The following is a 25382-nucleotide window of genomic DNA, read 5'->3' as shown; positions in this document are numbered from 1 at the left end:
CCCGTTTCCCTGATTAGGGGGACGCATACCCGGGGCATGGAACGATTCGACGATTCCATAGCCACCCTGGACGGCCCCCAGCTGCTCGCCCTGTTCGAGCGCGGGGACGAACACTCCGCCGGCCTGGACCTGCTGGTCATGTCGGACGGCACGTGGCGGCCGGACGGTTTCGATTCCGACGTGAAAGGCACTGCCGGCGACGTGCGCGACTATCTGGCCCAATGGGTGGAGGAGCAATCATGAATGTTGAACGCATCATCGTGGAGACCAATGACGAGACCTGCAACAATCCAGTCGAATACGATTGGGAGTTCGACCCGGACGGCGTGTCCCACATGACCGGCGAAGGGGACATTCCCTCCGGCGCCGACGATTCCACGGCCATCGTGGAGACGTTCGGACATATCGCCGAATCCATCGTGGATGGGGAGCGTATCGCGTCCGGCGGTGATGCGAAATGGTTGAGACCGTTGGCCGCTATGCTGGCGGCTAGCATCCCGTTCGTGTCCGGTTCGGTCGAATCGGGGTTGAGCGTGGATATCACTTGACTTCCTCCCCTCGGCTGAAGCCGGGGGATTCCTGTCGCATGTGAGACACGTTCCTCACTCATTGGAGGGGTCTTCCCGTACGCGTGGCAGGGGTTGGCGTTTCAACGGAACCTTCCCGTGAAACACAGGTTTCACGGGAAGCGTGTCCCTCCACGCCCTCGGCATCGTCCATGCCGGTTGTGTGTATCGCGCGGTCGAGGATGTTCTTGGCCGCGTTGATGTCCGCATTGTCCTTGTTGCCGCAGGTGACGCAGTGGAAGACCGCTTGGCTCTCACGGTTCTCCTTTGCGACATGGCCGCAACGGTTGCAGGTCTGGGACGTGTACGCCGGGTTGACCAGTATGAGCCGGGTCCCGGCGAGACGGGTCTTGTATTCGAGTTTGTCCTGGATGTCCGTCCAACGGTTGCCGAGGATACTGCGGTTCAATCCCGCTTTGGCCGCCGAACCGTTGCGCAGGTAGCGTCCCTTATGGTCGGGGTCCTGTTTCGGTTTCGGCTTGCGGGTCATCTGCCGGGTGTTCAACGCTTCCAAGGCGATGAGGTCGTAGTCTTCGACCAGTCGGGTCGTGGTCTTCGCGACCCAATCGTCCTTGCGGTTGTTGATGCGGCGGCGTATCGAACTCATGCGCTTCAATGTGAGTTTGCGTCGTTTCGACTGGAATTTCGCGGTTTTCCCGCCACGTCGGCTGTTGGTCATGTCTTGTCGGGCGAGCTTGCGTTGCAGGCGCAGATACTCTCGCTTCTCCCGTTCGGACGGTTGCGGCATGTCCAGCATGGTTCCATTCGACAAGGCCAATGTGTGGACGCAGCCACGGTCGATACCGGTCTGCTTGCCGGCGGCATTCCGTCGGATGGGCGACGGTTCGTTGGTGAACGCCAGAGTGCGTTCCGTCCAATTCACCGCCACGCTCGTGTAATCCCTGACGGGTTGGCTGACGCGCACGTGGATGGAGAGCATCCAACGGCATCCCGTTTCGCCCGGCTTGCGGAATTCCTTTTTCACGCTTCCGGTGATTACGACCACGCCACGCTTGCGTGACACCTGATGGTAGACGGCGTTGCCGGTCTTGTTCTGGTTGCGCCAACATACGAAATACTGGGGGGCGCGTTTGCGGGATTTGAACCCCGGAACACGACCGCCATTAATCTTCTTGCGCTTCAACGCGGCATACCATTCCGAATTCTCCACGCGCATGGGACTGGCGAGAACGGCGGAGGGAATGCATGCGAGCCAAGAACACCGGATTCGAGCCTCGCTGTCCTTGAACGGCTCCCCGACGGTCGCCCCACCCAAGGGAACGTCCACCCACATGCGCTCACGGGATTCCACGTCCTCCATGTAGCGGCGGATTGTCCGATGCTCCCGATGCTGGTTGAAACGGGTGCGCCAACCATCGCACAGCCAGTCCATGATACGTTCGGGATTGCGCGTCCAGCAATGGTTGCGGCATGAATCGTCGCCAAGGTACACGGATGCGCCCGCATGCCTGACTTTGATGATTCGTACCTTCTGGCTCATGCTATAAACCTTGCCACGGAAACAGTGATTAATCAAAGAAGTGGCGGCTCACCCCAGCCTTAAAAGACGGGGCTTGCGCCGCCAAACCGGTCACCGACCCGCCGTACGAGATCGGTTTCATGAACCTGGGCTTCGATTCGACGGGCATCGCATTCGACGTAATCCTGTGGAAGGACATTCTGCGCGTCCTGAAGCCGGGAGGGCACGTGGCCGCGTTTGCCGCCAGCCGCACATATCATCGGCTCGCCTGCGCGATCGAGGACGCGGGCTTCGAAATCCGCGACCAGATCGACTGGGTGTACGCAAGCGGCATGCCACACGGTTCGGATGCGAGACTGCTCGTGGACAGGGAATTGGGTGCGGAACGCACCCATGTGGCCGGTAAAGGTCATGCTGGCGCAGGATATTCGGACACCAACGGCTTCGGAGGTTCCAGCACCGCGAACGGCGGCAAGACGAAATCCGAATGGGATGCGCTCGCCACCGAACAGGGCGAACAATGGTCCGGCTGGTACAGCCAGCTGAAGCCCGCGCACGAACCCATCTGCCTCGCACGCAAGCCGTTGGACGGGACACTCGACCACAATCTGCTCGGACACGGGACGGGCGCACTGCATATCGACGCATGCCGCATCCCATTCCGCAACACGGCAGATGAGAAGGAGTCGAAGAACAAGAACCGGCATGCCGACTTCAACTCCGGCCCGCGCGACAACCACATCTACGGCGCGGACAAAGCGGATCGCACCGACTACACGGCCGAAGCCCGTTTCACGCCGAACATGCTGTTCGACCAATCCACGGCCAAGGAACTCGACCGACAGTCCGGCGTCACCGTCAGTCGAAAAGGCAAACCACGCGCAAGCACGAAACCCGGTGACGGCTGGAGCATGACCCATACGGGTGCGGAATACGATGATGCCGGCGGCGCATCCCGCTTCTATCCCGTGTTCCGGTATTGTCCGAAGGCGGGACCGGGGGAGAGGCTGACCGTGGACGGGATCCTCCATCCGACGGTGAAACCGTTGGAACTGATGCGCTGGCTGGTGCGTCTGGTCACGCCGCCGGACGGGCTCGTGTTGGAGCCGTTCGCCGGCAGCGGCGCCACGTTGGAGGCGTGCCGGATCGAGGACGTGCGTTGCGTGGCGGCGGAGATGGATTCGGATTACGTGCGGCAGACCGGCCCGGTCCAGGGCCCGGCGCCATGCGTGGTGCAGCGTGTCCTTGCAGATCGGGTTGCCGCGTCCGGATCGGAAGACCGGCTGGTCGTCGGGGATGCCGGCCGAGTCCATGTATGATTCGAGGTCGGCGGCAAGGTCGGCGGGCAGGGGGATGAGCCGTTGGCCTTTGCGGGTCTTGGGGCGGGTGAGCCACATGCGGCCTCCGAGGTGTCTGGCCCGGTATCCGGCGGGGATGACGGTGTCCTTCTCGAATTCCTTGAGCTGCCATTCGACGAGCAGGCAGGGCAGTCCGTCCGATCGGATGAGTTCCTGTCGGGTGATGCCGAGCGTTTCGCCGAGTCTCATGCCGGTGATGAACAGGAGCCGCCAGATGAGCCGCCATTTCGTGTCGGGTTCCAGAGCGATGAGCCGTGCCGCCTGTCCGGTGGTGAGGATGGCGATTTCGACGGGTTCGGTTTCCGGGACTTCGGTGAGGGCGGCGGGGTTCCGGTCGATGAGCCCTTCGGCCATGGCGTCGCCCAGGGCGGTTTTGAGGATGCTGTGGGTCAGGCGTGCGGTCGCGGCCGAACGGGGGTCGGTCCCGGTGCGTCCGTCGCCGCGCAGGATGCGGTTCTCGACCATGCGGACGTGGCTGGGGCGCAGCCGGTCGAGCGGGACGGCGCCGATGACGGGCGTGATGTCCATGCGGATGCGGGTGCGGTAGCTTTTCGTGGTGTTCGGGGCGCGTCGGGGTTCGATGACCTCGTCCACCCAGTGGTCCATCCATTCGGCGACGGTGGCGTTCCCGCCGGGGGTCATGCCCATGTCCGGTCGCAGGGCCTTGTCCCTGGCCTTGCGCAGCGCCTCGCTTTTGGTCCGGCCCGTGGCGCTCACGCGTCGTCTCGACCCGTCGCCGGGGTCGGGGGTCGTTTCGACGAAGGCCCTGTATTTCCCGTTGGCGAGTCTGGTGATTCCGCCCGAGCCTTTCTCGCGTCTGTCTGCGGTCGTCGTCATGTCACCTTTCCATGGGTCCTTCGGTGTTCCCGTTCCTTCGGGCCCCGGTATGCGTTTCCGACCGGGATAGGTGCCAATCGTGTGCCTATTTCAGCCGAAAATAGCCGAATATGGCCGCATCTGGTGCGATGGCAGTTCGGATGGTGGAAGCCGGGAACCGTTGGAATAAAGCCGTTTCCCAATGATTCCAAGGATTTTGCCATCCATCCCCTATATCCATCATCCGATAATGTACGTTATGTCAGATTAGGTTTTCGGAAGAAACCGGGAAGTGGCCAAAATCAGCGGAAAACGGCGGGACAACGCCGTTCTTCGTGCGCGCGTCATGGAAGGACGGCACTCCCGTTTACGGCTATATCCGGCTATTTTCGGCTGGAATAGGCACACGATAGGCACACGCTCGGCACACGCGCCACGCCGACCGGACCGGGCCGATACGCATACCGGGGGTTGTCATCACACGACGAACCCGGAAGGCGACGACATGGCAGACACAGGCGGACACACGACAAGACGAGACAAGGGAGCCGGCGCGATCACGAAACTCGGCAACGGCAGATACCGGGCGTTCGTCGAACTCTCCCCCAACCCGGCCGACGGCTCCAGACGACGCACCAGCGCCACCGGCCACACCCGGACCGAAGCCCTGAACAACGCCCGCGCCAAAGCCCGCCGCATCGAGGAGGACATCACCCTGGTGGACGAACCGCCCACCGTGAACGAATGGATGCGACGCTGGATCGACGAGATCGTGACCCCCAGACGCGCACCCAACACGACCCGGTCATACCGGTTCCGCATCGAACACGACATTACCCCCGTCATCGGCGCCGTACGCATGGACAGGCTCAAACCCGCCCACATACGCCTCGTCGAACGCCACTGCCTCGAAGGAAACCCCGCGAAAGGCATCCAGGGCAAATCCCCCGCCACGGCCGCCCTGACCCACACCGTCCTGTCCGAGGCATGCAAGGCCGCCGTCGCCGAAGGCATCATCCGCAGCAACCCCGTGGACGCGGTCGAGAAGAACCGGGTGCCGCCCGCCCCAATCGCCACCCTCACCCCCGGACAGGCCGCCATGCTCATCCACGCCGAAACCGACCCGCGATGGAGCATCATCTGGCGGCTCCTGTTCATCACCGCACTGCGCGAAGGCGAAGCCCTGGGCGTCACGCGCAACGAGATCGTCCGCTCCGACGGACTGCCCTGCCTGCTCGTCGAATGGCAGCTCAAGGAATTCGACGGCATCACGGACATGCCCGCCGGCTTCGAGGCCCGCCGGCTCGACGGCCGCACATGGCTCACCAGACCCAAGACCAGATCCGGACGCCGGCTCATCCCCCTGCCCGCCGACCTCGCCGCCGACCTCGCCGCCTATACGGCCGACCATCCCGACATCGACCCGGACACCCCATTGTTCCGCTCCGGCCGAGGCAACCCCATCCGCAAGGAAACACTCCAGAACGCATGGCGAAAAGCGTTGGAACGGGTGGGACTGCCCCGCGTGCGCGTCCACTCCGCACGCCACACGGCGGCCACCGCCATGGCGCGCATCGGCGTCTCCGACCTCGCCCGCCGTGCCATCATCGGCCACGCCGACATCGGCACCACGAACGCCATCTACACGCACGTGGACGCCGACATGCTCGCCGGCGCCATCGACGGCGTGGAACGCCTCATCGAAGGATAGTCAGTCGATCACCGCGAGATCGACGAGCCCGTCGCCCGTGGACACGGCCGCGCCCTTCGCATCGACACGTTCCACCATATCCGCAATATCCTTAGCGGTAATCATTGTTTAGCTCCCTTACAAAGTGGGGCATGACTCCCATGCCATGCCCCGAAACGATTGATTTAACGATGGGCTCGCACCATGTAGCCGCGCCCCCAGTGGTCGATTACGGCAATCATTCCGCGTAATACGCGGCCGGATTGTTTTGCATGTCAATACGCCGCCATGCTTTGACCAGTTCGACGGTAGGCGCGTACCGTTCGATGGCCGACCGGCTACCGTCGTACCGTCCGGCCATATCATTGTCAAAAGAGATAACAGTGTCTGCCATGATATGACGCGCTTCCTTTGCCGTAATGGCCTCGCGATGCCAATTACCGTCAAAAACGTCGTCGGCAACCCAAGCGTCACGTTCCGCCATCGAGTCAAACACGTAGAGATTGCCCGGCCATGACCCGTCATTCCATGTCGTGCCGATACCGTAAGTCCAATAAAAAGCGTAATAATAGCGAGTTTTAAACATGATGCACACTCCTCGTATCGTCCCGATATCATCGACGCCGGCATGCATGCGTCCCCGGCGATGTCAGAACAGCACCGGGTTCGTCGGCCTCGCCATCCGGCGGGCTATGAGCCGCACGTAATCCGAATCCATCTCCGCCGCCACGCAACGCACGTCCTCGATCCGGCACGCCTCCAACGTGGCGCCGCTGCCGGCGAACGGCTCCAACACGAGCCCGTCCGGCGGCGTGACCAGACGCACCAGCCAGCGCATCAGTTCCAACGGTTTCACCGTCGGATGGAGGATGCCGTCCACGGTCGGCCTCTCCCCCGGTCCCGCCTTCGGACAATACCTGAACACCGGGTAGAAGCGGGACGCGCCGCCGGCATCATCGTATTCCGCGCCCGTCCGGGTCATGCCCCAGCCGGCGTCCGGTCTCGCGCTCGCGCGTGGTTTGCCTTTCCGGCTGACCGTCACCCCGGACTGCCGGTCAAGCTCTCCGGCCATGGTCCGGTCGAACAGCATGTTCGGCGCGAACCGGGCGTCCGCCTTATAGTCGGTGCGGTTCGCATTATCCGCGCCGTATACATGGTTGTCCCGCGGTCCGGAACCGAACCGTCCATGCCGGTTCTTGTTCTTCGCCTCGGTCTCATCCGCCGGGTTGCGGAACGGGACGCGGCATGAGTCGATGTGCAGCGCGCCGGTCCCGTGTTCGAGCAGATTGTGGGCGAGATTGCCGTCCAACGGTTTTCTGGCGAGGCAGATGGGCTCATGCGCGGGCTTCAGCTGGCTGTACCAGCCGGCCCATTGCTCCGCCTGCCCGGTTCGTGTCGCGCCAGGCTCCCTGTCCACGAGCAGCCTCGCATCCGAACCGTGTGGCATGCCGCTTGCGTACACCCAGTCGATCTGGTCGCGGATTTCGAAGCCCGCGTCCTCGATCGCGCAGGCGAGCCGATGATATGTGCGGCTGGCGGCGAACGCGGCCACGTGCCCTCCCGGCTTCAGGACGCGCAGGATATCCCGCCACAGATCCACGTCGAACGCGACGCCCGTCGAATCGAAGCCCAGGTTCATGAAACCGATCTCGTACGGCGGGTCGGTAATGACGGAATCCACGCTGTTGTCCGGCAGCATGGCGATGAGGTCGCGGCAATCCCCCGGCATCAGACGGATGCGGCCGTCATCCCATTGCGTAAGACTCATGGCTCCACGTATGCGTTCCCGCCATGCAGGCGCGCGCCGGGCATGAGCGCGCGGGGACGCGCATCCACGTAGGCGAGCCGACGGCTGTCGCCCGGATAGGTACGCACGTTGCCTCCCCCATCCCGGGTCTCGTAATAGACGACCGTCACCGGCCGGCCGTTCAGGCTCGCATCATCCCAGCCGACCACCCTGACCGGCATGCTGCTTGGCCCGTAGCCTCCCGACAGGAGAAGCCTTTCCAACAGCCTCTCCCCCATATCACGTCTCGAAACAGCCATGGGAACCGGTATGCGTCACCCGACCCCATGCAAATCCGGAGGGCCCATGCAATTCCTGTCCCATATGCAATTCCGAACCCGTTTTTTAATGCCGATTCAGCCCGGACGTCCCCCCTGTACGCCCTTTTCAGGCGGGCGTGTCGTTCATGGTTTGCGGGCCGGCAAACGCAAAAGCCCCGAACCTTCTATGGTCCGGGGCTCGCCTATCACGATAGTTCGGATCTGATCACGGTCGGAATCCTTCTTTCCGCCGGTCCGCCGATATTCCTCCGACGCGATATGGTCGACCGCGAAGTCGGCTATCTGGTCGCGCAGTCTCGGAAACATCTCCTTGTCTGCCTCTTGCCGTTGGGCCATGATCCATATCAGGCCGAAAAGGATGCCGCCGCCCAGCAGCCCGTAGCAGTTCGCGTCGGCCGGCTGGCGGGATGCCAGCATGAAGCCGCCGGCCCAGTAGCCGATGCACAGCATGATGCCGAGCGCGTGCATGCCGATCGCGAATGGCGTCTCGTCGTCGTCCATGATGCCGATCACGCACAGGAGCATCAGGATGATGAGCCAGAATGCGACAGCCCACAACGGCGACTGGATGATTCCGGCGAACAGCGGCGTATGGTTCGCGGCCAGCCAGGCGAGTATCGGCCCATGGTTGAACGCGAACACCAATGCCATGATGAACAGGATGATCGCCGTCCACGCGAGACAACGCACGGTTTCCAGACTCATGATTCCTCCTTCTGTCGCCTTTCCTTCTTTCCCGAATAATCCGAACATCATCGGTTTCCTTCCTGATTGTCGGAACTGCCTTCCGGTCCGTAGTCGCTATCATCCAACGTCCATTCGCTTGTTCCATCCGGCCCGGTCTCGAGTGCGATGGTCGTGTTGCAGAACCCGCAGCGTTCGATGGTGATGGAGGTGCGCCCGTCGGCCGTCAATCCCTGCGCCCACCAGGGTTGGAACGGGTGTCCGCAGCCGGAACAGGGTTGCGGGTCGCGCAACAGTCCATTGTTCGAGCAGAGGAACAGGTCGCGGACTTCGATGGGTGGATGCCAGCCATGCCAATCAACCGGCTGCCCATCCCATTTGACGGGGAGCCGGAAGTCGGTCAGGTCGGCGGGCCATTCCAATGCGTTCACCGGTCAAGCTCCTTCATACTTTCGTCGAGAATCCGCTGGATTTCCTCGCCCGTGTAGGAGCCGTAACGATTCAGCCTGCCGGCGACCGTCCGGATCAGGGGGCTGTTGTTCCTTGCGACGAGGCGCGCCCTGACCCACAATGAGTCGATGATCTCCTCGGTGGAGCCCATCGACGGGTCGATCCGGTGGATGATCGCCGCGTCCACCAGCTCCGCCTGCACGTCGCCGCCGATGCGGAGCGCGTCGGTCCGGTATTCCGGATATTCCATGGTCACGGCGAAACCGGTCATGGAGATGATCATCTCCGTCTGCAATCGGACGGACATATCATCGTCCGGACCGGTGGCGTACTGCTGGCTGGTCTGGCCGGTATCATCCTCCCGCAGCATGATGCCTTGTTGCGTGTATCCGAACCGATGGCCGACTACCGCATGACCCGCCTCGTGCAGGCGGAGGCGCATCGGAGGTTCGGGCGGCCTGGGATGGTTGACGACCGCCTTGCATCGGGCGATGAACCAGTCGTATGCGCTCATCATCGCCCGGCTCCCATCATCACGTCCAATACGACGGACAGCGGCACCATATCGCGGCTGGCGTGGGTTTTGCATACGGGACCGTACCATCCGGTTTCGGGCATATCCTCGCAGTCGGGGCCGTCCGAGCGCATCCAACGACGGATAGCGACCACGGGCCTGCCGCAAAGTTCATGGTTCCCGTTGCGGGATACGCCGGCCGTGCCGAGCCGCAGGGTCAACGGGTCGCATTGGGCGGCGATAATATTCAGATCATACGGCAATGATTCACTGATCTTGCTCATGATTCCGGCTCCTTTCCCATCCCTGATATGCGTTCGCGAAGAAAACCGTCCAGCCGGCCCTTGTACACGGCCTCGCATGACATCCCGTCGACGGAAAGCGCGAGTATCCTGACCGTGTCCGGCGTCTCCTCCCAGCCTGTCACCTCAACGGGGATCACATCCCCGGGCGTCCAGACGCCCACGTCAAGCATCCAGTCGAACATCGCCTCGTGCAGGCGGGATTCCAGATCATCGCCGTCGGACGCACGATGATGGCCGACCTGGCCTCGCAACGCCTTCAGGATCTCCGTCATCGGTATCACGTCACGTCTGGCGTGCAGCTTGCATACCGGGGAGTACAGGTCGCACGTGGAATCGGTCGCGTCGTCGAGCGGACGATCAACCTCCTCGCTCTTCCATCGGCGTACCGCAATCGGCCAGACCGGCATCCGAAAACACCACTGCGCCGCATCCGGCCGTCAGACGTTCCGGCTCCAACGCCTTGCGGATGAGAAGGGGATCATACGGTTCACTGAACTCGGACTGCTCCAGACCGGACGGCAGCATGTTCCTTGGCTTGAACCGCATATCTTTCCTCGCTTTACTTTGTATACCTTATATGGTATATTTGTGATTATGTGGAAGATAGAGATGGAACCCATCAAAGACTGGCTGACCGGCCTCGACCGAGAATCCAAACTGCAGATCCTCGCCGCCGTCGAAGTCCTGAAAGAACAAGGACCCAACCTCAGACGACCACTGGTAGGCAAAATCGAAGGCTCCAAAATCAAATCGATGAAGGAACTCCGACCCGGCTCCGCAGGCAAAAGCGAAATACGAATACTGTTCGTGTTCGACCCGAACCGGCAGGCGATAATGCTCGTCGGCGGAGACAAGCAAAACAAATGGTCGAAATGGTACAAAACGGCCATACCGGAAGCGGAAGACCGGTATGAGGCGTGGCTTAAACAGAACAACAAATGAAAGGAATCGACATGAGCTACACTCCGGAACAGTTCGCGGCCGACAGCGGAATCAGCCGCGAGGAAATCGATGCGGCGAAGAATCGCCTTCTCGAAGAGGTTCGCCTGTACGAGCTGAAGGAGGCCCGCAAGCGGCAGGACGTGACTCAGAAGCAGCTCGCCGAACGCATGGGCGTCAGCCAGAAGCGGGTCAGCAGCCTCGAATCCGGCGACGTCGACAAAACCGAAATCCGCACTTTGCGCAGATACCTCGACGCGATTGGAGGCAAGCTGCAGGTCAATGCGGTCATGCCTGACGGCCGCACCCTGCAACTGGTCTGAACCGAAACGTTCCATCAAGCCACCGGCTTCCAGTCTGCGTACGGTTTGCCAGCCTTCATCCATGCCCGGTGGTTGATGCGATGCCGTTTGGTCAGCCGGTGCGCCTGGAATCTCGCCCATGCGGTGAGACCCGGCACCGGATGGCTGTCCCGTTCCGTGATGATGGTCTCACCGCAGCAATAGCACTCCCATCCGTACGACGCCGGAAACAGTGCGGACACCACGAGCCCAAGGAACACGAGCACCGCGACGGCAGGCAGTGTGGCGAGGCCGGCGAGATAGCCGATCCAGAACCCGCTCACCGTTTCACCGGCTTCAATAGTTCCCCGTCAGGGCCGGCCAACCCGACCCTGTGACCATCCACGATGAAGCGGCCCTGTTCGAGCCGGCCGTCCTTCAGCCAGCCTGCGGGGGTGTTGTCCGCGGGCAGGTCGTATGCCGGGCAATCCGCTCCATCGCAGCGCAGATGTTCGATACCGTACATGTTCTCGGTATGCGTTGCGAACGGTTCCACGCCATTGGGTCCGGATGCCGTCGCGAACAGCAACGCGATGACGGACGCGACGCATCCCAGGGCCATCACGGCCGTGATCCGGACGTTGGCCTTCACGAATTCTTCGGACGGCCTATGAAGGCGATGCCGCCCACGAATGCGATGACCATGCCGGCGAAGCAGAACACGGACAGCACGGCGAGGATGATGGCGTCCTTTCGCCGGCCGCACCGCCTCGGACACCGTTTCCAGCCATTGCGAGTAATCGGTCATCACTCCTCCTTGTATTCGTCGAGCCTGTCGGCCAGGAGCCGCAGGCCGAAGGACAGCGCATGCCGGGCTCCCGGCTTGAAGTCGCGGGCGTTGATGGCCGCATGCCATGGTCTGCTACTGATGTCGAGCGTCGCCATCGTATCGGCGTCCTCGCCGTCCGTGATATACACGCCGATGATGTATTTTCTTCCGGCCATCACGCCCCCCACCGGACCGGGATGCCCGCGCTTTTCGCCGTCTCCAACAGGAGCCGGAACAGCCGGACGGTTTCCTCCTTGCCTTCCATGGGGTCGAAGCGGATGCCGTCGCCGTTGTTCATGCCGGTCTCCAGCATGAAAGCCACCTGACTGTCCGCCCCGGGGAACGCGAGCCCGGTGCCCGCCTCGACCCATTCCCCGCGATCCCTGTCCCAACGGAAGTTCAGGTATCGGCCCATGCCGCGATGCACGTCGGCGCCGATCCACATGGACCGGCAGCAGGCCAGGAACTCCGCCGACGTGATATTGACGTTGAAGCCGTTCGATGTATCGCCCATCATGAATCCCACCTGGTCGCCGTCCTTCCCCTCCACGAACGGGACGAGGGTGGCGAGGACGGCGGCAAGAAGGGCGAGCAGTGCGTGATCGCCGTCCTTCAGCGGTGTCCGCTCCCCGTTCACGATGCTCATGTTGACATGGTTGAACGCCTCCACGATGGCGGCGGACTCCTCGAAGGCGGCGGGCATATCCCCGTCACCGGTCATGCGGAACACGCCGTCCGGGCCGAACTCCCAATCGTATTCAACCGGATTGTTCCCGGTCTCGTCGTTGGTCTCGACGGTGATGCGTTCAACATTCATGATTCTCCTTAATCCATTGGGTCAGATAGTCGCGCACGTCGCCGGCGGCGCCTTCCTTGTCGGGGTCGAAACCGTCCGGCCGCCACGTGCCGTCCGACACGACCAGCAGGTCCAGGCCGACGGGATGTTCGTCCCCGCCGGCCTGGACCTGGACCTGGAATATGACGGTCCCGATTTCGACCGGTTCCCCGTTCGAGAACAGCTCGTCCCAGAACACATCATCCGCGGGCAGGGACTCGATCCGGCCGAGACCGGCGACCGTCTTCCGATAGCCGGCGATGATTCCCCCGCAAGCCCCGGCCGCACGAATCAGCTGGCTTGCCGCATGCGTCGGATCGGCGGACAATAATGCACGGAACACGCTCTCGCCGATCTCAAAGACGAGATAGTCCGGATCCGAGGAGCGCATGGCGGGAATACCTGAATCGTTCAGCTGTTTCACAGCCTTGTCGACCTCGGTCATGGGCCGTCATCCTTCCGCCTGTTCGCGGCGGGCGTCATGGGCTTGTAGTTCGGGCCCATCATCCGTCCATACTTCCCCGTAGTTGCTGGTGTGCTGTCCGTGCAATGCGAGCAGGGTGCCGGCGTGGTGTTCGCACAGGTCGAGCGTCCGGTTGATGATCCGGGTGCGCGTGCCGCCGAAATAGGAGCCGTCGTCGTAATTGTCCTGTGCGATGACGGGGAAGCTCACTCCCCAGTACATTGGATTTTCGGCCATGCTCGCACAGCCGGCGATATCACAGGAATGCCGTTCGACGGCGGGCTTGGTGATGTTTGCCATTGATTAGTCCTTCTTGTTTTCCGGGATGTCGCTGCCGTAGCGTTCCAATGACTCATTGATATCGTGCACCAGTTCGCGTAGATATTCGACCTGCTCCTTGTCCTTCTGCTTGACGTTCATCGCCATCCTTTTTCCTTTCTGCCTTACTGCGGAACGTTTTCTAACGGCACGAGTTCGGCACCGGCCTGTTTGGCGTGCCGCTGGCAGACACCGCCGAAGCTTTCCCCGTCGCCCTCCGGCCATCGGCGGATTGCCACAATGGGTTTGCCGCACGGGTACATCCAACCGTCCGAATCGGTCACGGTATGGGCGCAACCAATGTCCATGAGTTCTGTGAGATTCAACATGATTCATCCTTTCCCAATCCGGTGAACTACCGCGACGGCGAGCGTCGCGGTAGTTCACTACACAAGTCCGACGTACCACGCGAAGTCCAACGCCTTCCAGCCTTTGTCGGTCAGGAAGTCGTAGAACACTTGGCCGTGCGCTGGGTGGTCGATGATGTATCGGCGTTCCAATACGCCCAGCTCCCGTAGCCGTTTTGCTTCCTCCTCCGGTTCGACCGCACTCCGGAGGAGGATAGGACCCCGGCTGGTGCGAACACATATTGATTTCTTCCCCGGTCCGACCAAGCGATGCGGCAGAAGGCTTCTCAGGATTTCAAAGTCCCGCTCATCCAACAGGGGCGGGTCGTCGGGTTCCAGCAATGCTCGCAGACGGTCCGCCTTGCCTTCCCAGCCGGACACAACGGCGGCCAGAGAATCCGGCATGGGCGTGTCCACGTTGTCACACAGGTCTGCCCACTGTTCGCGCTTCTCCTGTCCGCCGTGAGATTGATTATCAGTACACGGAATTCGTCGAAGTCGCAGAGTCCTTCGTGACCGTCGTAATCCTGCCAGCTGAAGCGACCGTCCGTACCAATCGTGCAATCTAAGAACACACGCACGTCATCCTTAGGGTCTTGGATGCCCGCTACGCAGTTGCAGTATTTCGATTCAACCAGAGCGAACTCCACGCCTTCCTTGTCCAACCGGTCCAATAGGTCGCGGACAGATTGCAGCGTCTTCTCGATGTTCAACATGGTTCAATCCTTGTCCAGTCGGCGCACGTCGGCCAGCATGTGCGATGCGGCCTGACGGCGCGTTTCATACGGGTTGCCAAGCTCCTCGCCCAGCAGCCACCCTTCGAACACGGTCGCGGGGTCGAGTTCGGGGTATTTGTTGCAGGATTCGCATACGCGCATGTAGTGTTCGGCCATATCCTCGGTGTCCTTCGCCTCCTGTTCGTCGTGGAGCGTGCTCCGGCACCATTCGGCGCCTTTGTCGAACTGGTCTTTCAGCCACATGAGCCGGTCGGTGCGCGGCATGGGCGAAGCCAGCAGTCGGGCCAGCTCGTCCAATGCCCGTTCCTCGCCCATGTCGGCTGTATCGAGGACGGTGTTATCCTCGACAAGCTCGTACCGCGTGCGGACGATGCGGATGGTGTCGCTGTCGGGAAGGTTGACGGTGACCTCGTATCCCGCTTGAGGGTCGAATGCGGTGATGCATCCGGATTGGTGGTCCTTGTACACATGCCAGTCCGGCAGTATGCGGGTGACGGTGCTGAGAATGTCGCGTGTTTTCATTTTGTCAGTTCCATTCCTTCGGCGCGACGACAATCCAGCCGTTCGACAATGGGTAGACGTCGCAGGGTTCGTCCGATTCCAAGTCGTCATCCAACGGGTTCCAGTCTTCGAGGCCGTCGTGGGCGATTTCGTCGTTGAGTGTCCCGCTGTGGATACGTTCGGTTTCGACGTGGACGTCCTCCGACTGGAGGAAGACGAACGAGAACGGTTCGAGCATCGGTTCGACGAGATACGGCAGTCCGTCCTTGTCGCCCCAGTTGGCGACCATGTTCATGCGTCGTCCGCGTTCATCCATTTCCACGAGGATGATTCCCGATTCCTGTCCGGTGATGTCGTGCAGGTTGATGGTCATGTCGGCTCCTTTTTAAGAATTGTGTTTGTGTGAATCAGTCCCAAGTGTTCATGTAGTACCCGTTCGGGTTGATTCCGTCAGCCAGACGAGCGCTGGCGCAGTCGTTCACCTTGAACATGGGGCGGGGGTTCGCGCCGTAATCGGCCTTGAGGCGCTTGTTCCTCAGCTCCTCCCCCTCGAAACGGTCCTTGATCGGGATCACGTACCCGCCTTGCGGGGAGTCGATGTTCCCGGACACGACCTTGCTGGCGAGTCTGCGGACGCTGACGCTCTTGCCCGTCTTGCTGACCTTGGTCACTTGGTAGAAGTCAACGAGGGTCATGCTGTAGCCCCAAGAGCTGACGAAGATGTCGCCCTCGTGGACCTCCATGCCGGTGGTCGGCGTGTGTTCGAGTGTTTTGGCTTCTTGGTTGAGCATTTTCGTCTTCCTTTCCGTCTGTCCCCTCACGCATGCGTCCCCATCACAGGCCCTTCGCCGTGAGGATCGAATCGGCTTCGCCGGTGAAGTCGTGCCGGCGGCGCAGCCGTCCCGCCTCGTAGCGCGCACCGCGCGCCGTCGGGTCGATGTCGCGCGCGAATCCGGCCATGATATCCGGGCCGATACGATGCGCGTATCGGAGCGCCGTATACGGGTCGGCGGCCCGGACGAGCGCGCGCTCGCCGCCCGGATGCTTCCCGCACGCGATCTCCCAGGTACCGGGGTCATCGCACCAGCCGATCAGCCGTTCCAACTGGGCGGGCGTGCAATCCTGGCTGGCGATCAGCTGGTAGGCGACATCCGCCGACCATGACGGGCTCGTCTCCTCCATGAAGCCGATGAGCAGGGAAATCTGGCCTGGACGGAGTCTCGCATGCGCGGCCAGATCCGCCATGACGCCGTCCCCGTGCTCGAACAGGGCGAGCAGCTGGGTTCCGTCCAGGGTGGCTATGAAATCGTCGAATCGTTCCATGCCCCGGGTATGCGTCCCTGATCGGGGACGCGCCAGATGACGCTGGCGGGGCGTCGACCGTCCGCATACCGGTAGCGGAACCGTATGTACGGGTGCCGCCCGCGCCCGCGTGCGCCGATGGTGACGGGGATGCGGAACCGTTCGCCGGGCCGCAGGGTGACGGGCGGGCGGAACCCGTCCAGGCCGGCCCCGTCATACCCCTGTCCGTCCAGCAGGGTGACGGGACGTGGGGCGATTACGGTCGCGTACACGCCCCGATCATCCCTTGCGATGTCGGACCAGACGGGGTCGTGGACGGGATCGTCCGGATCCGGACGGCAGGCCTCGAGCCGGGGCCGCTCCTCGAAGCATTCATGCAGTTCGTCCATGCGGTCCGACTATGGGCGCAACGGAATCAGCCCCGCTCCGCCGTCATGCGCGCGTACGAATCGAACAGGATCTTGAGGCGCGCGTCGTCATCGTCCCCCAGCCGTCTATCCGCGCCGAACGCCACGTCCGCAACCTTGTCCAATTCCCGGTGGGCGGCGCGTAGGTCGGTCGGCATGTAGTCGGGATCGTACAGGTCTGCCAGGGACTGGCCGGGATGGTTGGCTCGCGTCGCCAGCACGTTCCTGCCGGCCTCGATCAGGGCCATGCGGGTGTCGTCGTCGAGGGCGGGCAGGGGCAGGTTGTTCCAAATCACCGTGTTGCTGAAACGGCAGCGTGATTCCAGTCGCCCTCCAATCGTCTGCTGCCATGTCATGAACATGCGTGATTCGATGACGGCGAATGCGAGGCCATCCCGGTCGGGACTGGTGTACACCATGTCGCCGGCGATGATGTCCGGCGTGTACCAGTCGCAGGTCATGTATTCCCGATCCTCGCTGAACACCTTCGGGATCGCAAGATAGTTCATGGACGGCTGATGGTCGTCACGGAACAGCCAAGGTGTCGCACGATGCCTGTAGGCATCGCCCTTCATTGGAGCATTGCGACGGTATTCGGCGCATGCGTCGACACGCTTCTTCAGGAACGAGGATTTCCTCAGTTCCCCCGGCTCCGCGTCCCTGAGCCATAGGCACCAGCGGTCCGTGCCGTTGATGAGCTCGCGTCCCATGCGAAACGGCCGGACGAAGCGTGCGGCGATGGGATCGGCCATGGCCTTGGCATATTCCTCCCGGTCGGCGAGCAGCAGGTTGCCTCCGTCCAGGGGCATGGAACCGGAATCGGTGACATCGAGAAGAGGCGAGACCGGTCCCGTCTTCTGGCTTCGTTTGCCTACGTACAGGTCGGGGCCGTCTATGAGATACCCGTTGATGTTGTCCACGGTGCGGGCGGTCGGCTCCCCATTGATGTCCGCGTATTCGAACAGTACGGGCGCGGGCTTCGCTTTCCTGCCCAGGCCGATGATGATGACATGGACGTGCGCGTTGTCCGTGGACTGGGCGTCCCATGCGAACGTGCGGTGCGCGAAACGGATATGCCAGCCGTCCGCATGCAACGGTTTGAACAGGGGTCCCACGGGCTGCCCCTGGGTGATCGAATTGGTGGTGACGAATGCGAACGCCGCATCCGGTTTAGACAGGTAGGAGGCGGCCTTCCGGTACCATCCGGTCGCGTAGTCGAGATATCCGTCATACTGGCGGCCCCACACGGTCTTCAGATCATCGGTCTGACCGGCGGTCTTGGTGACGTGTCCGATGAACGGCGGGTTGCCCATCACATAGTCGCAGTGGTCGCCGGGTAATAGTTCGTTCCAGTCGAGGCGCAGGGCGTTGCCTTGTTGAATATGGGCCGTATCGGTGAACGGGAGCCGGGGCAGGCCACTGATGGTCGATTCGGTATCATCCAATGCTTGCTGTTCCGCGATCCATAACGCGGTGCGGGCGACCGCGCAGGCGAACCCGTTGATTTCAATGCCGTGGAAGTGGCTGATGCTGACCCTGACCGGGTTCAGGTCGTCGCCCAGATCGAGGGCGAGCTGCCCGTCCTTGTCCAAATCGGCGAGGATCCGGTTCTCGATGCGACGCAGTTCCAGATAGGTTTCGGTCAGGAAGTTGCCGGACCCGCAGGCGGGGTCGAGGAACCGGAGGCCGGCGATTTTGTCATGCAACTTGTTGAGCGCGTTGGTGCGGGCCCCGCCGGCGACCGGTTTCGCTTCGGCCTGTTCGAGCTCCGATTTCAGCCCGTCGAGGAACAACGGGTCGATGAGACGGTGGATGTTCCTGACGGACGTGTAGTGCATGCCGCCCTTGCGCCGTTCGTCATGGCTGAGCGTCTCCTCCATGAGGGAGCCGAAGATGACGGGGCTGATGCCGCTCCAGTCGAAGCCCTCGCTGATGTCCAGCAGGGCGTCACGCAGCTCCCCGGTCAACGGGGGCACGTCGATCCGGTCGGCGAACAGGCCGCCGTCCACGTAGGGGAACGCCTTCAACGATTCCGGCAGGTAACGGCGCCGCTTCCCGATCGGCGTGTCCAGCACCTCGAACAGGTCATAGAGGTCTTCGCCCAGACGTTCGGGCGTGGATGCCGCCACATAGTCGCGGAGCGCGTCCGGCCGAAACAGGTTCGCGTCCTCCGCGTACAGGCAGAACACGAGGCGTACGGTCAGCATCGCCAGCGCATCATGCTCCGCCGGATCGTCCGGATGTTCGAAGCATTTCGCCAAAGAGTCATGCAGTCTGGCGACCCGTCGGCCGGCCTTGACCGACAGCCGCTCCTGTTGTACGACGCGGGAGTTCTCGTGCGTGAACAGGCGGCCGATCTCGCTGATATGGTTCGGCAGGTCGGCAAGCGTGAACTCCGATTGCGGGGTGCGGGCCAACGGGTCGGCTTCCAGATCGTAGAGGCGGAATGTTCCGAAATTGCAGGTGATGAGCACGGTCGGGCGTTCCGATGGCGGCAGGCTGTCGGAATACCGTTTCGCCTGTTGGACCGGCGTGACCATGCTCCCCTGGCGTGGCTCCGGCCTGTCCAAATCCACGCCGAGGCTCTTCTGTTCGACGAGCACGCGGGCCTGGATCATGAGCGCGTCGATGAACCCGTCCAATGCGGTGCGCCGTTCGAACCAGAGCACCTGCCTGTCGCTCGTGTCCGGGATGAGCAGCACCTTGTCCAACAGGTCACGCCAGTACTGTTGGGTGTCGGATTTCTCGTCGCCTCGTCCCGCCCATGTTTCGGCGAACTTGGCCGCCCTGCTCTTCAGATCATCCATGATCCCCAATGGTATCCGGTTTCCCGCATGCCGGTCGGATATCGACCACATCATGCGGCGTGATCGTCCATAGGCAGGCCTGGATCCACCGGTCCGGCAGATGCGCAGGATCCACGATCGCGTTCTCCCTGTACTGGAGCCGTTTCTTTTCGGCCGGATCGTCCCAATGCTCGTCCAGCCACCGGTCGTACTCGGCGGGCGGCCATGTGCCGGCGTCCAACGGGGCGCACGGCCACCGGCTGATGACGCAATGGTACTGGTCGAAATCCGTGCAGAGCACGCGGCTCTCATCGACCCGCAGGTGCAGGAGCTCCAATCCGTCGTACTGGTTGCGGAAGCCGGGATACCGTCGGTCGGGACGCGTATGCGCCCTGCCTTTCGAATCGACCCAGCGGGCCCACGCCCACAATGGGGCCGCGTCCGGGTCCGGTCGCGGCATGCCCTTGTGTTCCATTTCGCCCATCATCCACCGGTAGGCGGGCGAAATCGCGTTCCACCAGTCCTCATCCCCGTCATCGGCGATGGCCTGCCGGCGTGCGGCCGACCATGAGGGCGTGTACGAGCCGAACCGGTCGAAAGCGGCTCTGACATCCGGCCACCGCTGGAACGAATACAAATCGATCAGAATCAGGCTCCGTTTCCGTCAAGCTTCGGGGAATCAGAATCCCCAGTGCCCCTCACGTCCGGGACCCTTCGTTTCGAAGCGGTTGACATCCATGATCCTACCGCCGTTCCGGACGGCGCGAACCATCCGATTCGAACAGGGCGAGCTGCCCGATCGCGTTGCCCGTGTTCTGCAACGCGCCGTTCAGCAGGCGGATCCGCTCCCCCGTATCCTTGGTTTCGAGCGCGAGCCGCAGCTGGTCGATGGCCGCGTTCACTTGGCTGCGGTACGTGTAATCATCATTCGCGTTCTGCCCCGTCATGCCGTTTTTCCTCCTTATGGATAATCGCAGGCCGATCCGACCGGCCCGTTGATGGCCTTCCGTCTGTCCTTCAGCCGTATCCGGTCGTAGTCGCAGACACCGTTTTTCGGCGCGAACAGCAGGTACCGGATACGCTCGGGTGGCTGGTCGCCGTATGAGTCGACGACGTGTTCGAGCAGACGGAGCCGGCGTTCGGCGGTCTTCGAGGCACCGTCGCCCGTCTTCCACCTAACGAGCATCCTGATGCTGACGCCCAACAGCCGGGCCATCTGCGTAGAGCCAAGTCCGCTGCGGTTCTGAATGCGTTGCACCTCGGATACCATCAGATCGTCTTCTCCTCCCTGACTCCCAGGCAGCCGGGCGTCGCCGTCCGTTTCGGGTCGGGCATGAACTGAGCCGGATTATCCCCGACCGCCGTCAGCAATGCGTCCATGTCGAGCGCGTACAGCCCGCTGTTCGACTGTCCGTTCAGTTCAATCACGTGGGGCCGCCCGGCATCATCCAGATACAGGTCGATGACGTACGGGCCGGACACCTCATCGCGTATCGCGTGCGCGACCTCGTGCGCGAACGCCTCATACAACCGTGCGATGTCGGGATGCGATTCGATGCGCCCATTGTTGCGGGTCTCCTCCATGCGCGGATCGTACCGTTCGCCCGTGTTGTCGGCGGGCGTGAACCGTTCGACGCAGCCCGCCCCGCACGCCGGCTGGCCGCCGATCACGTGTATCCGGTATTCGTATCGCATGCGCGTCTTTTGCTGGACGAGCACCGCGTCCGGCTCGCCCTCGAACAGGGCGAGGTCATAGCCCGCCCAACGCCAGGCGGCGAACGGGATGCGCTCCGGCCTCCCGCCGTATTCATCCGATTGCATGAACGTGCCGTCCGGGTCGATGAACGCGAGCGGCAGCCGTTTGTCCCTGAGCATGAACTTGACGACCACGCCCGAACCGGGATGCCGGTCGAGCATGCCATGCACCGCCGTGTCGATCATGTCCCCGTCACAGGCGACCGATCGCGCGTCGCGCCCCAGATGCGGGCGCAGCGCGGGCATGAGGTCATACCTGTCCGCATTCGACGGCGGCAGGGAAAGCTGATCCATATACGGTCGGAGCATGACCGTGCCGTAGTGGGCGAGCGTCATCGGATCCGGCCCCTCGTACGGCCGGCCCGCCACCCGCACATGGGGGTCGGGGAGAACACGGACGGCGGCTTCCAGGCGCGCCGCCTGTTCGCGCCAATCCTCCGGATCGCCGTCGCCCGGCACGGCCTCGCCTACATGCCGTTCCCATGCGGCGCGGTACGCTTCCGGCGCGTCCATCACGTCGGGCGGGCATTCCCGGGGGTTGATGTCGATGAGCCAGCCGGTCAACGTTTTCCTTCCAGTTCGGGTATCCAGTTCTCCACCATCGGCCGGCGCTTCCCTTTCGGCACCGTCTGCCCGTAATAGGCGGAGCGTTCGGCGGGCGCCATGTCGATGAGCCAGTATTCGTCGCCGTCGCGCATGACATCCAGCGACCATTGGCCCGCCAGATCCAGACCGGGAAGCAGTTCCTTGACATGCGCGGCGACCAGGCTCTTCGTGGCCTCGTATTCGCGCATCAACGATGGTTCGCGCATCGCGTAGGCGACCGCGTCGTGCCGCATGTGCGGGTTGTCGGAATCCGGCCAGTCGCGGAAACGATGGTTCATCACCTTGGGATCCCAGTACGGGTGGATGCCCAGCGGTTCCTTCGTGTCGCAGTCGATGAAACACCGGTATTCGCATCGCAGCGGCAATCCCATGTAGATGGTCGGCAGGCCAAGCCGGTCGGGGATGTATTCGCGGACCACCATCTCGTTCGTCGTGGACACCCCGTACATGGCGGGCTCGTTCAACGGGCCGGCCATTCCGACCGCCTGCGACTGGATGTACAGCAGGTATTCGCCGATCTGCGCGACCTCGTGCGGGCCGGTGACATGCGCGTTCCGGTAGTCGTATTTGCTGCTGAACGTGCCAGTCTTGATGAAATACTCCCCGTCCGGGTTCAGGCCGAATGCGGCCTGCGCCCAACGGTCCACGACATCCAAGGTGGCGGCGGTCAGGGATTCGTATTCGACGCGCGACAATTGCAGCAGGGTCATGGGCACCTTGGCGATGGTAGTCTTCGGGATACGGAAGAACGTCTTGCCTTCGTTCGCCTTCGCCAATGCGGGCAGCCAATGGCCCATGCCCGCCGGGTTCAGGTCGAGCATCCGGTACATGACCGGATCCAGATCCAACAGGTCGAGACCGGTGCGGAACATGCCGTACGCCTCACGCCGTTGCCTCGCGGAACGTTTCAGATCCGTGGCGCGCCGCCACATGTCGAGCAGGAGCGGATAGTTCACCGCATCGATCTGACGGTGGATTAGCTCGCCCGCCAACTGGGGGCGCTCCCCCGGCTCCAATACGTCCACGTCCACTTCCGTCACATACGATTCCGGGACGGGAGCCAATGAGGGGGCCGCCGTAAGACGCTCCCCGTCATACCGGATGATGCTTGTATCCGCCAGCAGTTCACGCACGATCCGCGCATCCAACGCCAACACGGCATCCGACAGATCATGGCCGGAACGCGATTCGATGACACTCCTCGCGTCCGGACCCAATGGTCCCGTGGGCGCATTCTTCCGGTCGAGTACGTTCGCATGGTAGGAGCGTTCGAACTCGCGCAGCAGGCCGGGCGTGGTCCTGAGCATGGCGGCCGCCGTGTCCACGTCCAACGGTCGCGGTCCATCACCGTTCAGGATGCGGTCGAGAAAACCGGTCAAGAGACCACCGTCCAGACCAGCAGGCCGACAATCGCGAACGCGATAATCCACATGCCGAACACCGCATACCGCGCGCAGCGCATGCCCAGCAGGTAACGGTCGAACGCGTGTTGCCGTTCGTCGAGCATCCGCTGCCAGTCCGTCTCGCACCGGTCGAAATCGGCCGGGCCAATACTGGTGCCGCCGTACGCTTCCAGATGGTCGCGCAGGGAGGGCATGGGCGGCGCCGGCCACGGCTCATGCCGGAGCGGGCGGAACCGCATCGCATCCCATGCGACACGCAATCCACGTCGGAAACCGGCCCTGAGGCCGCTGTCCGTGTAGTCCATCAGCCCCTCCTGTTCCAGCGTTCGACCGCCGAATACAGACAGGTGACACGGGCCTGGAACGATGGGTCGAACGGAACGTACCGGCCCGGCATGCTCCCGCCGCAGTTGCAGCGCACCGTGTACCGTTCCGTCGTATCGTCCACATCATCGTCGATTCGTGGCGTGCCGCCGCAGAACGGGCATGGTCTCAACGTCTCGTGTTCAATCGTCGCATGCCTGCTGTTGCGGGAATCCCAGATTCTCGTGGTCTCCATCAGAGCCGTCCTTTCCGCCTGTTGCGTTCCAGACAGTCGCACATCGCCCGTCCGACCTCCTCATCCGTGATGCCGAACGCCGTGATCAGGTTGCCGACCGTCTGCAACACGTCGGCGAGCTCGCCGAGCATGGTTTGGCGACGCTGGTCGCGCACATGGTCATGCCAGCCGGCCTTCGCCTTGTCCCGGTCGTCGCCAAGCTCGCCGCCCACGTTCACCCCGTAGCAGGCGAGACAGTCCGCATGATCGTCGAACTGGTCGCCGATATGGCTCGGATCGGTCGGATCGCAGGCCTTCAAATACTGTTTGCACGCCTCCACGAGTTCGGCCGACTCTTCGAGGTTCTTGACGGCCAGCCACTTGTCCCGTTCCAGCCGGCCGAACGATCGGACGGCCGGGAGATGCACGGTACGGGTCCCCTCACGGATCGGAGCCGTACCGTCGGCGGTCGGCTTCCATGGGACCTGTTCGACGGTTTGGAGCGAATACCGGGTGTACGGGCCGTGCGCGGACAGTTCCCCGGAATCGTCGTCAAGCTCTTCCACCATCCAGTCATGGTTGTCCCAAATCCTCACCCGACGTTCCCCAAACACTGCCAACAGGTTCCCGCCCTTGTCCATCCATACGCCCGGCAGGTTCGGGATCGGCGCGGAACCGACCGGAATGCCGGGTCGGAGCCGTGTGCATGGACCCAAACCCCCGTCCAGGAAACCTCCGCCCGAATCGAACAGGAACAGGCTCTTCCCGCCGCCGTCCCCGAAGACGACGCCGGACCCGGCATGCTCGAACCTCCACAGACCGGGCTCCTCCGGCAGACTCTTCCGAATCTCCTCGATATGAGCCAGCAGAGACGATGCGGATTCGGACATATCCGCATCCCGGCCATGATCGGCGATCCACGGTTTGCACCAGTCAAAACGAACGGCTTCATCATCCTTCGGATTGAAGTCGCAGCGCGCCCACGGGCCCCATTCGTGGAGCATCCTCACGGTGATGCCGGAACACGGCGCGCATTCCCATTCGCGGCCTGGTTCCTTCAGCCCGTCGATCCCGTCGCCGCCCGTGATGAGCCAGAGGCTGCCGTTCGCGTCGCACCAGCATCCCGCCGCGTCGGGCATGGCGGAGAACCTGGCCCGGGTCAGGTCTATTCCCGCCCACTCGGTTCGACGGAACGGCGCGGCCCGTTCCAGCCGCTCCCCGGACAGGACCATGCCGGTATCCGGGTCGCGCATCCTGAGATTGCCGGATTCCATGCAGGCCACGACCGTTTTCTCGTTCGTATCCCGCCACAGTCCCGGCTTATCCGGTTTCCCATGGTCGCTCATCGTTTTTGGTTTGCGGAGACCTCGTCCTTTAGGGCGGGGAGGAAGCAAACCGTCCTCCT

At 62.6% G+C, this 25382-nt stretch carries 39 protein-coding genes and 1 pseudogene; 6 read left to right on the top strand and 34 right to left on the bottom strand.

Features of this window, described 5'->3' with window-relative positions; translation table 11 throughout:
- Positions 1-36: 36 nt before the first annotated feature.
- Together BLIJ_RS07035 and BLIJ_RS07030 are read left to right on the top strand one after the other, a co-directional pair.
- Positions 37-243, top strand: a complete 207-nt coding sequence (locus tag BLIJ_RS07035; RefSeq protein ID WP_012577695.1) for a hypothetical protein — start codon at positions 37-39, stop codon at positions 241-243.
- Positions 240-548, top strand: coding sequence for a hypothetical protein (locus tag BLIJ_RS07030; RefSeq protein ID WP_012577694.1), 309 nt, complete (start codon positions 240-242; stop codon positions 546-548). Before BLIJ_RS07035 ends, BLIJ_RS07030 begins: the two co-directional genes overlap by 4 nt.
- A 58-nt stretch (positions 549-606) precedes the next feature.
- On the opposite strand, the gene BLIJ_RS07025 is transcribed toward BLIJ_RS07030, so the two are convergent.
- A complete protein-coding gene (locus BLIJ_RS07025) occupies positions 607-2067 on the bottom strand; it encodes an RNA-guided endonuclease InsQ/TnpB family protein (protein WP_012577693.1) in 1461 nt (486 codons plus the stop codon).
- A 119-nt stretch (positions 2068-2186) separates the two neighbouring features.
- Here BLIJ_RS07025 and BLIJ_RS15005 point away from each other — a divergent pair, with 119 nt between their 5' ends.
- The gene (locus tag BLIJ_RS15005; RefSeq protein WP_014484901.1) at positions 2187-3365 is read left to right on the top strand and encodes a DNA methyltransferase; all 1179 of its coding nucleotides are present in this window, start codon (positions 2187-2189) and stop codon (positions 3363-3365) included.
- Here the strand turns inward: BLIJ_RS15005 and BLIJ_RS14315 are convergent.
- A pseudogene (locus BLIJ_RS14315) lies at positions 3267-4046 on the bottom strand (tyrosine-type recombinase/integrase); the annotation flags it as partial. The gene BLIJ_RS15005 and the pseudogene BLIJ_RS14315 sit on opposite strands and share 99 nt — an antisense overlap.
- A 679-nt stretch (positions 4047-4725) precedes the next feature.
- Here BLIJ_RS14315 and BLIJ_RS07005 point away from each other — a divergent pair.
- The gene (locus tag BLIJ_RS07005; protein WP_014484899.1) at positions 4726-5931 is read left to right on the top strand and encodes a site-specific integrase; all 1206 of its coding nucleotides are present in this window, start codon (positions 4726-4728) and stop codon (positions 5929-5931) included.
- Positions 5932-6148: 217 nt separating this feature from the next.
- On the opposite strand, the gene BLIJ_RS07000 is transcribed toward BLIJ_RS07005, so the two are convergent.
- The 9 genes from BLIJ_RS07000 to BLIJ_RS06960 all read right to left on the bottom strand — a co-directional run bounded on the left by BLIJ_RS07000 (position 6149) and on the right by BLIJ_RS06960 (position 10476).
- On the bottom strand, positions 6149-6496 hold the full coding sequence (locus tag BLIJ_RS07000) for a hypothetical protein (RefSeq protein ID WP_014484898.1): 348 nt from the start codon (positions 6494-6496) through the stop codon (positions 6149-6151).
- A 63-nt stretch (positions 6497-6559) separates the two neighbouring features.
- Entirely contained in the window at positions 6560-7678 is a 1119-nt protein-coding gene (locus BLIJ_RS06995; protein WP_012577689.1) for a DNA-methyltransferase, read from the bottom strand.
- Entirely contained in the window at positions 7675-7920 is a 246-nt protein-coding gene (locus tag BLIJ_RS06990) for a hypothetical protein (protein WP_231837812.1), read from the bottom strand. The genes BLIJ_RS06995 and BLIJ_RS06990 overlap by 4 nt, the downstream gene beginning before the upstream one ends.
- A 180-nt stretch (positions 7921-8100) precedes the next feature.
- Positions 8101-8682 carry a hypothetical protein gene (locus BLIJ_RS06985; RefSeq protein ID WP_012577687.1) on the bottom strand — a complete coding sequence of 194 codons (582 nt, stop codon included), beginning with the start codon at positions 8680-8682 and terminating at the stop codon, positions 8101-8103.
- A 47-nt stretch (positions 8683-8729) separates the two neighbouring features.
- Positions 8730-9092 (bottom strand): hypothetical protein, encoded by a 363-nt coding sequence (locus tag BLIJ_RS06980; RefSeq protein ID WP_012577686.1) that lies wholly within the window; start codon positions 9090-9092, stop codon positions 8730-8732.
- The gene (locus BLIJ_RS06975; protein ID WP_014484895.1) at positions 9089-9628 is read right to left on the bottom strand and encodes a hypothetical protein; all 540 of its coding nucleotides are present in this window, start codon (positions 9626-9628) and stop codon (positions 9089-9091) included. The genes BLIJ_RS06980 and BLIJ_RS06975 overlap by 4 nt, the downstream gene beginning before the upstream one ends.
- Positions 9625-9909 (bottom strand): hypothetical protein, encoded by a 285-nt coding sequence (locus tag BLIJ_RS06970; RefSeq protein WP_012577684.1) that lies wholly within the window; start codon positions 9907-9909, stop codon positions 9625-9627. The genes BLIJ_RS06975 and BLIJ_RS06970 overlap by 4 nt, the downstream gene beginning before the upstream one ends.
- Positions 9906-10337, bottom strand: coding sequence for a hypothetical protein (locus BLIJ_RS06965; RefSeq protein ID WP_012577683.1), 432 nt, complete (start codon positions 10335-10337; stop codon positions 9906-9908). The genes BLIJ_RS06970 and BLIJ_RS06965 overlap by 4 nt, the downstream gene beginning before the upstream one ends.
- The gene (locus BLIJ_RS06960; protein WP_041981920.1) at positions 10288-10476 is read right to left on the bottom strand and encodes a hypothetical protein; all 189 of its coding nucleotides are present in this window, start codon (positions 10474-10476) and stop codon (positions 10288-10290) included. Before BLIJ_RS06960 ends, BLIJ_RS06965 begins: the two co-directional genes overlap by 50 nt.
- A 63-nt stretch (positions 10477-10539) precedes the next feature.
- Here BLIJ_RS06960 and BLIJ_RS06955 point away from each other — a divergent pair, with 63 nt between their 5' ends.
- The gene (locus BLIJ_RS06955; RefSeq protein ID WP_014484894.1) at positions 10540-10872 is read left to right on the top strand and encodes a type II toxin-antitoxin system RelE/ParE family toxin; all 333 of its coding nucleotides are present in this window, start codon (positions 10540-10542) and stop codon (positions 10870-10872) included.
- An 11-nt stretch (positions 10873-10883) separates the two neighbouring features.
- Positions 10884-11192 carry a helix-turn-helix domain-containing protein gene (locus BLIJ_RS06950; RefSeq protein ID WP_012577681.1) on the top strand — a complete coding sequence of 103 codons (309 nt, stop codon included), beginning with the start codon at positions 10884-10886 and terminating at the stop codon, positions 11190-11192.
- Positions 11193-11206: 14 nt separating this feature from the next.
- Here BLIJ_RS06950 and BLIJ_RS06945 read toward each other — a convergent pair whose 3' ends face one another.
- The 23 genes from BLIJ_RS06945 to BLIJ_RS06840 form a co-directional block, all read right to left on the bottom strand.
- A complete protein-coding gene (locus tag BLIJ_RS06945) occupies positions 11207-11494 on the bottom strand; it encodes a hypothetical protein (RefSeq protein ID WP_012577680.1) in 288 nt (95 codons plus the stop codon).
- Positions 11491-11958 (bottom strand): hypothetical protein, encoded by a 468-nt coding sequence (locus BLIJ_RS06940; protein WP_012577679.1) that lies wholly within the window; start codon positions 11956-11958, stop codon positions 11491-11493. The genes BLIJ_RS06945 and BLIJ_RS06940 overlap by 4 nt, the downstream gene beginning before the upstream one ends.
- The gene (locus BLIJ_RS06935; RefSeq protein WP_012577678.1) at positions 11958-12155 is read right to left on the bottom strand and encodes a hypothetical protein; all 198 of its coding nucleotides are present in this window, start codon (positions 12153-12155) and stop codon (positions 11958-11960) included. Before BLIJ_RS06935 ends, BLIJ_RS06940 begins: the two co-directional genes overlap by 1 nt.
- Positions 12155-12796 (bottom strand): hypothetical protein, encoded by a 642-nt coding sequence (locus tag BLIJ_RS06930; protein WP_012577677.1) that lies wholly within the window; start codon positions 12794-12796, stop codon positions 12155-12157. The genes BLIJ_RS06935 and BLIJ_RS06930 overlap by 1 nt, the downstream gene beginning before the upstream one ends.
- On the bottom strand, positions 12786-13259 hold the full coding sequence (locus BLIJ_RS06925; protein WP_012577676.1) for a hypothetical protein: 474 nt from the start codon (positions 13257-13259) through the stop codon (positions 12786-12788). The genes BLIJ_RS06930 and BLIJ_RS06925 overlap by 11 nt, the downstream gene beginning before the upstream one ends.
- Positions 13260-13265: 6 nt before the next feature.
- Positions 13266-13577: a hypothetical protein gene (locus tag BLIJ_RS06920; RefSeq protein ID WP_012577675.1), complete on the bottom strand. Its 312-nt coding sequence runs from the start codon at positions 13575-13577 to the stop codon at positions 13266-13268.
- A gap of 3 nt (positions 13578-13580) precedes the next feature.
- On the bottom strand, positions 13581-13703 hold the full coding sequence (locus BLIJ_RS15170; RefSeq protein WP_256756174.1) for a hypothetical protein: 123 nt from the start codon (positions 13701-13703) through the stop codon (positions 13581-13583).
- A 17-nt stretch (positions 13704-13720) separates the two neighbouring features.
- Entirely contained in the window at positions 13721-13924 is a 204-nt protein-coding gene (locus BLIJ_RS06915; protein WP_013582586.1) for a hypothetical protein, read from the bottom strand.
- Positions 13925-13981: 57 nt separating this feature from the next.
- Complete coding sequence (locus BLIJ_RS15000) at positions 13982-14347, bottom strand: hypothetical protein (protein ID WP_012577673.1); 366 nt, start codon at positions 14345-14347, stop codon at positions 13982-13984.
- 314 nt (positions 14348-14661) lie between these two features.
- The gene (locus BLIJ_RS06905; protein ID WP_012577672.1) at positions 14662-15201 is read right to left on the bottom strand and encodes a hypothetical protein; all 540 of its coding nucleotides are present in this window, start codon (positions 15199-15201) and stop codon (positions 14662-14664) included.
- A 4-nt stretch (positions 15202-15205) separates the two neighbouring features.
- Complete coding sequence (locus tag BLIJ_RS06900; RefSeq protein ID WP_012577671.1) at positions 15206-15553, bottom strand: hypothetical protein; 348 nt, start codon at positions 15551-15553, stop codon at positions 15206-15208.
- A 34-nt stretch (positions 15554-15587) separates the two neighbouring features.
- Positions 15588-15971: a hypothetical protein gene (locus BLIJ_RS06895; protein ID WP_012577670.1), complete on the bottom strand. Its 384-nt coding sequence runs from the start codon at positions 15969-15971 to the stop codon at positions 15588-15590.
- A gap of 43 nt (positions 15972-16014) precedes the next feature.
- Entirely contained in the window at positions 16015-16503 is a 489-nt protein-coding gene (locus tag BLIJ_RS06890) for a hypothetical protein (protein WP_014484893.1), read from the bottom strand.
- Positions 16479-16871, bottom strand: a complete 393-nt coding sequence (locus tag BLIJ_RS06885) for a hypothetical protein (protein WP_012577668.1) — start codon at positions 16869-16871, stop codon at positions 16479-16481. The genes BLIJ_RS06890 and BLIJ_RS06885 overlap by 25 nt, the downstream gene beginning before the upstream one ends.
- Before the next feature lie 26 nt (positions 16872-16897).
- Positions 16898-19696 carry a class I SAM-dependent DNA methyltransferase gene (locus tag BLIJ_RS06880; RefSeq protein WP_012577667.1) on the bottom strand — a complete coding sequence of 933 codons (2799 nt, stop codon included), beginning with the start codon at positions 19694-19696 and terminating at the stop codon, positions 16898-16900.
- Positions 19689-20312 carry a DUF3841 domain-containing protein gene (locus BLIJ_RS06875; RefSeq protein WP_014484892.1) on the bottom strand — a complete coding sequence of 208 codons (624 nt, stop codon included), beginning with the start codon at positions 20310-20312 and terminating at the stop codon, positions 19689-19691. Before BLIJ_RS06875 ends, BLIJ_RS06880 begins: the two co-directional genes overlap by 8 nt.
- 106 nt (positions 20313-20418) lie before the next feature.
- A complete protein-coding gene (locus BLIJ_RS06870; RefSeq protein WP_012577665.1) occupies positions 20419-20622 on the bottom strand; it encodes a hypothetical protein in 204 nt (67 codons plus the stop codon).
- Positions 20623-20636: 14 nt separating this feature from the next.
- Positions 20637-20945 carry a hypothetical protein gene (locus tag BLIJ_RS06865; RefSeq protein WP_012577664.1) on the bottom strand — a complete coding sequence of 103 codons (309 nt, stop codon included), beginning with the start codon at positions 20943-20945 and terminating at the stop codon, positions 20637-20639.
- Positions 20945-21994, bottom strand: a complete 1050-nt coding sequence (locus BLIJ_RS06860) for an ATP-grasp domain-containing protein (protein ID WP_012577663.1) — start codon at positions 21992-21994, stop codon at positions 20945-20947. Before BLIJ_RS06860 ends, BLIJ_RS06865 begins: the two co-directional genes overlap by 1 nt.
- Positions 21991-23415, bottom strand: coding sequence for a hypothetical protein (locus BLIJ_RS06855; RefSeq protein ID WP_014484891.1), 1425 nt, complete (start codon positions 23413-23415; stop codon positions 21991-21993). Before BLIJ_RS06855 ends, BLIJ_RS06860 begins: the two co-directional genes overlap by 4 nt.
- Positions 23412-23744 carry a hypothetical protein gene (locus BLIJ_RS06850; protein WP_012577661.1) on the bottom strand — a complete coding sequence of 111 codons (333 nt, stop codon included), beginning with the start codon at positions 23742-23744 and terminating at the stop codon, positions 23412-23414. Before BLIJ_RS06850 ends, BLIJ_RS06855 begins: the two co-directional genes overlap by 4 nt.
- Positions 23744-23998 (bottom strand): Lar family restriction alleviation protein, encoded by a 255-nt coding sequence (locus BLIJ_RS06845; RefSeq protein ID WP_012577660.1) that lies wholly within the window; start codon positions 23996-23998, stop codon positions 23744-23746. Before BLIJ_RS06845 ends, BLIJ_RS06850 begins: the two co-directional genes overlap by 1 nt.
- Complete coding sequence (locus BLIJ_RS06840) at positions 23998-25323, bottom strand: hypothetical protein (protein WP_012577659.1); 1326 nt, start codon at positions 25321-25323, stop codon at positions 23998-24000. Before BLIJ_RS06840 ends, BLIJ_RS06845 begins: the two co-directional genes overlap by 1 nt.
- Positions 25324-25382: the final 59 nt, after the last annotated feature.

It is taken from the genome of Bifidobacterium longum subsp. infantis ATCC 15697 = JCM 1222 = DSM 20088 (assembly GCF_000269965.1).
GTDB classification, from domain to species: Bacteria; Actinomycetota; Actinomycetes; order Actinomycetales; family Bifidobacteriaceae; genus Bifidobacterium; species Bifidobacterium infantis.
This window is presented reverse-complemented; position numbering and strand designations above follow the sequence as displayed.